The organism is Ignatzschineria sp. PL_is040 (genome assembly GCF_055813795.1).
In genome coordinates this window covers 1-5,957 of the sequence record NZ_JBVPGU010000020.1, presented here as the reverse complement: position 1 = coordinate 5,957, position 5,957 = coordinate 1, and the positions used below count along the sequence as shown (strand labels likewise).

Here is a 5,957-nt window from a genome sequence, read left to right as displayed (position 1 = left end):
GGTTAACGTTTTCGAGCTTTTGAGTTATGATAGAATTTAATTAAGCCAGCACACACAGCGTCCCCTCTACGAGTTGGACTTGTGGAACTGGCTCAGGGGGACAAGCCCCCCGAAACCCCCCATTTAAAACCAAAGGAAAAAACATGGAAATAACATTTATTTTTGAGGTATGTACATGACGGAAAAACGCACTAAGGAGATCAAAATTAGGCTCACGGATTCAGAACATAAAAAGCTTTTAGAGCTTGCTCAAAATAAACCTTTAGCGGAGTTTATGCGTGAGTATTGTTTGTCTGCTGATAGTGAGTATTTTGCAAAAATCGCTAAAAAAAATAGAGATAAAATTAACCGATTAACCGTTCCGCCAGAGTTGTTGAGACAGCTAGCAAGTGTGGGCAATAACGTAAATCAAATATCAAGAAATTTAAATCGATATCAATATAAAGATGATCGAATAGATCTCATTAAATTATCAATCGTATTACAGAATATTGAGAGCGAATTAATCGCAATCAGGAGCGCTTATGCTAGTTAAATTTTTTGCTCGGGGTAGCGGTGGTGGAAAGGGTGTTGCTGATTATCTTATGGGTAAAGATCGACAGAGAGAAGGCGCTACAGTGCTTAGAGGCGACTTGGAGCAAACGAAAGAGATCATTGATGGTTTGGACTTCTCCCGAAATTACACTGCCGGCGTATTATCGTTTGAGGAGAAACACACGGATCTGACCAGAGCAGAGAAAGAGGAAATAATGAATCGCTTTGAAGAGGCTTTATTCCCGGGTTTAGAGCCGAATCAATACGAGATTACTTGGATAGAGCATACAGACAAAAACGACCGCTTAGAGCTTAATTTTGTCGTTGCTAACGTTGAGTTGACTACGGGCAAGCGGTTACAACCTTATTATCATAAAGTCGATAAAAATCGTATTGATAACTGTAAGCAGTTAATCAATCACGATTACAAATTATCAGATCCAGATGATCCCGAAAAAAAACGAACAATCACGACAGCAAAAGACTTGCCAAAGAACAAGAAAGAAGCCGTAAAAGCCATTGATAAGGCGGTTACCAATATGGTTATGAGTGGCGAGATCAAAGACCGGCAAGGCGTTGTAGACTTCTTAGAAAATGCCGGTTTTGAGGTGGCAAGACAGACCAAACAATCAATATCAATCAAAGACCCAGACGGTGGAAAAAACATACGTTTAAAAGGTGCATTATATGAGCAAAATTTCACAGCTGACACAACAATTACAGAAGCAATCGCAAGAGCTACAGACGAATACAGAAGCGGAATTAACGAGCGTATTCAATCAACACAAAAGCTTTATAGAGAGCAACTTGAGCGAACAGCAGAGCGTAATAAAAAATTATACGGAAGAGCTGACAGAGCAAGCGAAGCGACAAGCGAGAGAAGCATTAGAGCAGACGAAAGAGGCGCAAGCGAAGCTGATAGAGGGCTTAGCAGAGAATACAACGAAATTGATCGCTCAGATCAAGAGAACGCAGAAAATACAAGCAGAGCAAACACAGCGAGTATGGACGATTACAACAATATTGATGATGATCGCAACAGTGATAGCAGGAATTATATTTTTGGTTTTGGCTTATCTGGCGAGCGAGGAAGCGAGCAAGCTACAGAGATGGGCGAAATCAGCGGAATATTGGGAAAGCCAATCAGAGAACATAATGATAAGCAAATGCAGTATGGGCGATCAGACATCGAGATATTGCGTGCAAATAGACCCACGATACAAGGGCAAATATTGGGGCGAGAACGGCGATCTAATGATTCTAGCACCGACAAACAAATAACAGAGGGTAACGACAATGACGGAAGCGGAAAGACTTTTATTGAATACGTTAGAGAGCTTGGAGAAGCAATATCAAGACGAGCTGACAGCATTAAAAACACTATCAGAGAAGCAATCACAAGATATAGCGACATTAGTAGAGCAGTCGAAGATGTTTGCGAAAGCAATCAACAGCTTATCATCTCAACAGCAGACAATTACAAGCAATCAACTAGAGATACAGCAATTGTTGCAGAGAACAATCAAACGCTAAACGATATGATTACCCAAAGCGAACAGAAGCAAAGCAGAGGTTTTGAACTGAGTAGATAAAAGAGGGTATACGGATTTAATGGTTGATGGGGCACCTGTTTTTGATACGCAAATTGCGGTGGGAATTACCCACAATATTAAAGTCGGGATGAGTTATCACGACTTAGTGCTTAACTACTGTGAAGTCGATCTTACACGTGATCAAACACGCACACAGTGGGATTTAAGACCGCTTACGAGTGAGCAGTTAAAGTATGCCTATGATGATGTACATTACCTGATTCCGGCATATAAAAAATTGATGGAAGAGCTCACTAATAGCAATGAACTCAATCTCCTAAAAACCAATCTCACACCGCTTACAGAACGTGAACGTTACGAGCCGAGCCCGGAAATGGCTTGGAAGAAAGTTAAGGGCTATAAGAAGCTTCGTGGTTCATCTAAACAGTTATTAAAAACCCTCGCAAAGATGCGTGAGCTCATCGCGATTCAACGCGATCTCCCAAAACGTTGGATCATTAAAGATGAATATTTAATTCATCTCTCTGAGCGTTATGCCAAGCGTAATAGTAAGCTCTACGAAGATTATGCCATTACCTCTTATAATGAAAATCTCCAAGAACGCATGATTCAAACGATCGAAAAGTTCTGGGAACGAGGCGCCGATCTCCCTGATAATGATCAAGATGGCGATAACGAAGCTTAAATCGATTAAAGTCCGTTCGAATCGAAGCTTTCAAGAAAGCCTTATAAAATGATAAAAAATGCCGGAAATGAATACTTCTGGCATTTTTTATCACGCTTACAATTCATCACCATCGATATTCAAAGGCTGAACAATCCATTGGCCATTCACTCGAATGATTTCGGTCTCGATTTTGATGTTTTGTAAGAAATGATCATCATGAGAAATGACCACGAGTCCTCCTTGATATAGATTAAGCATCGCTTCAAGCGCATTTAATGACGCTAAATCAAGATGATTACTCGGTTCATCGAGTAGCAATAAACCAGCTGGCGATTCATCATACAAAATTAACGCAAGCGCTCCCTTTAATCGCTCTCCACCACTTAATAAACCACAGGGTTTCTCGATATGAGATGCCCTCAATCCTAATTGCGCTAATTGCATACGAAGTAAAGCGATCGCTTCATGAGTCCGCCCTTTGGAAATTTGCGTTAATAATGACTCTTCTAAATTAAGCGTTGTTAAGTGCTGATCAAGATAAGCATGCTTTACAAAAGTCTCTGCTTGACCTTTTTTGGGGCGCAAAATCCCGGCAATCACTTGTAAAAGTAGCGACTTACCGATTCCATTATCGCCTCGAATTGCGATACGATCATTCGGATGAATCATTAGATTCAATCCTTTGGCACTTCTATCATCAATTCCCTTACCTGGCCCATTCTCAGACAGATTATCTATAAAAGGCAAACGGACATTCTCGAGTCTTGCAATAATCGCTGGCTGATGAGTTAGTGTTGGGAGCGGATGAAGATGAATAATATCTGCTTGATCAACAGCACTTCTTGCACTGCTAACACGTTCTACACCCGCCTGAATCACACGATCCATTTTTTGCTGAGTTTTACCGGTTGTTAAATCACTGCGATTCTTTTGTCGATCAAGAAGAATTTTTGCCTGATTCTGCTGACCGCGATCACGATTTGCTTGTGCTGTACGTTTCTGTTGCCTTTCAATCTGTTCCTGCATGACAACTTTTCGTCGTTTTTCTTGATGTTTAGCAGATGCAAGTGTTTCAATCGCTCGCAATTGTGCATCTTGCTTCATTGTCTGATAATCCGAAAAGTTGCCGGTAAACCACTCAAGCCCTCTCGATGTTAATTCAACAATGGCCTGAATTTTTGTGAGAAAGAAACGATCATGGCTAATCAGAATGATCTGCCCTTGCCACGCTTGCATCATCTCCCATAATTTCCCTTTTTGAGCTCGATCGAGATGATTACTCGGCTCATCTAGAATCAAAGTTTCTTTCCCTGATAAAAATGCCGAAGCAATTCGGATACGCATCTGCTCGCCACCACTTAAATGGATCGCCGGCATTTCTAATGTTAATGCCGGTAGATCAAGCTTTTCAAGCAAGGCCATTGCCTCTTGCTCAATGAGCCAGTGATCTGCAACAATTTCAAAGTCTAATTCAGCAACCGACCCTGATTCAATACGTGCAATCGCTTCTAGAATCTGATGAATGCCGAGAAGTTCTGAAATAGTAGTGGCAGATGAAATTTCATAATGCTGTGGAAGATAATAAGCATGATCACAATTTAAAATAGCGCCCTCAGCCGGCGATAAAATTCCTGCGAGCAATTGCGCAAGTACGGTTTTACCAACACCATTACGCCCTATTAATGCGGTTATCGGTGCTGAAAAAACACCATTTAAATTTGAAAAGAGAGACTCGCCATTCGAAAGATTAAACGAGACGGCATGAAGCTGTAAAAAATGAGCCATAGGACACTCCTTGAGATAAATGAATAAAGAGAACATTTGTCATCAAGTCGGTTATCACATAGGCTTAAGCTCCCTCAAAAACGCAGAAAATGCATCCATTAATTTTAGCGAAAATCGGCTACCTACTTGCATAGATAGCCGATTTCTTATAAATTAGCCCTATCGGTTTGAAAGAAGTCGAATTTCTCTCAAACTACTTAAACTGTCCGCCAAGACTGTTTAAGCAAGCTACTGCGATAATGATAGAATGTAATTACATTATTATCAACCCAAGCAGAAGAGAGAACCGAGATACTAACAGACCGCATAGCGGTTTTTTTTGTGCCTGAAGAAAGCAAATACGCCGTTTGTGGGCGTTTTACAAGTACACAAGTAAAAAGACATTAAGGCTAAAAAAAACCACAAATAAGATGTTTCTTTATGCGTCCCACTTGGTTTTATACCTAAAGACTCGGTTCGAGAAATATCTCACATAAAGTGGTTAGAATGGGAATCAAGCAAAGCCACATAGAAAGGCGTAAAACGTCAATTAAAGACGTTTTCGAGTAGACCTAGCTTGAGCGTTATTAACAACGTGAACTACTCAAATACGGCGGTTATTTCGACCGTATATACTGCGAAGCGACGGAACGGCTCCGACAGCAAAAAAGCAGGTACGCCAAGCTCAAAACATTAATGTTTTGGGTTTGGGAAAGGCGTGCCTGCTTCGCTCTGAAACTCACCAACAGCAAAAGGGGTTTAAAACCAAGAAAAGTATATCTTTTCCCCTTTTTTTGTTTCTTTTTTTTATTTCTACTTTATTTTCTTTTCTTTTCTTTTTTCTACCTTTTTTGCTTTATTTATCTCTATCTTTTTTTCTGTTTTTTATTTTCCTATTGCTCTCCATCTATCCATGTATGACATTTGAGGTTCTTCCTCTTCTTCTTCTACCTTTATTTCCTCTTCTTTTTCTACCTTTATTTCTTCACTTTCATCAAATATTGTTGTTTGTGATTCTTCTTCTTTTATAGATAGATTTATTTCTAGCTGTTTTTCTACCTTTTTAAGTTCTTTTAATAGGTAGTCTTCTACTGTTTTTGATACGTTAAAAATCTTTCCTTTTTCTCTTGCTACTTTCCTTGCTCTTTTTAATCTTTTATCTAAATCTTCATTTATTTTAATGTTAAGAGATACCTTTTTTTCTACCTTTTTAAGTGCCATTTTAAGCTCCTTTTTTTATTTATATTTAGTTGCCATTTAAGTTTATCTTTTAATTACCTATTTTTCTACCTTTTAAGCGTTATTATTGAATTTGCTTTTTGAAGATTGGTTAACGTTTTCGAGCTTTTGAGTTATGATAGAATTTAATTAAGCCAGCACACACAGCGTCCCCTCTACGAGTTGGACTTGTGGAACTGGCTCAGGGGGACAAGCCCCCC

General features: G+C 39.6%; 6 protein-coding genes. 4 read left to right on the top strand and 2 right to left on the bottom strand.

Features of this window, described 5'->3' with window-relative positions; all coding sequences use genetic code 11:
• Window positions 1–175 precede the first annotated feature (175 nt).
• The 4 genes from mobC (at window position 176) to AC0SAP_RS10235 (ending at window position 2,772) form a co-directional block, all read left to right on the top strand.
• Window positions 176–535 carry a plasmid mobilization relaxosome protein MobC gene (mobC, locus tag AC0SAP_RS10250; RefSeq protein WP_473384097.1) on the top strand — a complete coding sequence of 120 codons (360 nt, stop codon included), beginning with the start codon at window positions 176–178 and terminating at the stop codon, window positions 533–535.
• Window positions 536–1,221: 686 nt separating this feature from the next.
• Window positions 1,222–1,815: an MbeB family mobilization protein gene (locus AC0SAP_RS10245; RefSeq protein ID WP_473384096.1), complete on the top strand. Its 594-nt coding sequence runs from the start codon at window positions 1,222–1,224 to the stop codon at window positions 1,813–1,815.
• Window positions 1,816–1,830: 15 nt separating this feature from the next.
• Window positions 1,831–2,067, top strand: coding sequence for an MbeD/MobD family mobilization/exclusion family protein (locus AC0SAP_RS10240; protein WP_473384095.1), 237 nt, complete (start codon window positions 1,831–1,833; stop codon window positions 2,065–2,067).
• 78 nt (window positions 2,068–2,145) lie between these two features.
• A complete protein-coding gene (locus tag AC0SAP_RS10235; RefSeq protein ID WP_473384094.1) occupies window positions 2,146–2,772 on the top strand; it encodes a ribonuclease D in 627 nt (208 codons plus the stop codon).
• Window positions 2,773–2,868: 96 nt separating this feature from the next.
• Here AC0SAP_RS10235 and AC0SAP_RS10230 read toward each other — a convergent pair whose 3' ends face one another.
• Both AC0SAP_RS10230 and AC0SAP_RS10225 read right to left on the bottom strand, forming a co-directional pair.
• Window positions 2,869–4,539: an ATP-binding cassette domain-containing protein gene (locus AC0SAP_RS10230; protein ID WP_473384093.1), complete on the bottom strand. Its 1,671-nt coding sequence runs from the start codon at window positions 4,537–4,539 to the stop codon at window positions 2,869–2,871.
• An 864-nt stretch (window positions 4,540–5,403) separates the two neighbouring features.
• Window positions 5,404–5,739: a hypothetical protein gene (locus tag AC0SAP_RS10225; RefSeq protein ID WP_473384092.1), complete on the bottom strand. Its 336-nt coding sequence runs from the start codon at window positions 5,737–5,739 to the stop codon at window positions 5,404–5,406.
• Between the last annotated feature and the right edge of the window lie 218 nt (window positions 5,740–5,957).

Coding starts and splice junctions, on each gene's coding strand:
- mobC (WP_473384097.1), top strand. CDS start 176: ATGACGGAAAAACGCACTAAGGAGATCAAAATTAGGCTCACGGATTCA.
- AC0SAP_RS10245 (WP_473384096.1), top strand. CDS start 1,222: ATGAGCAAAATTTCACAGCTGACACAACAATTACAGAAGCAATCGCAA.
- AC0SAP_RS10240 (WP_473384095.1), top strand. CDS start 1,831: ATGACGGAAGCGGAAAGACTTTTATTGAATACGTTAGAGAGCTTGGAG.
- AC0SAP_RS10235 (WP_473384094.1), top strand. CDS start 2,146: ATGGTTGATGGGGCACCTGTTTTTGATACGCAAATTGCGGTGGGAATT.
- AC0SAP_RS10230 (WP_473384093.1), bottom strand. CDS start 4,539: ATGGCTCATTTTTTACAGCTTCATGCCGTCTCGTTTAATCTTTCGAAT.
- AC0SAP_RS10225 (WP_473384092.1), bottom strand. CDS start 5,739: ATGGCACTTAAAAAGGTAGAAAAAAAGGTATCTCTTAACATTAAAATA.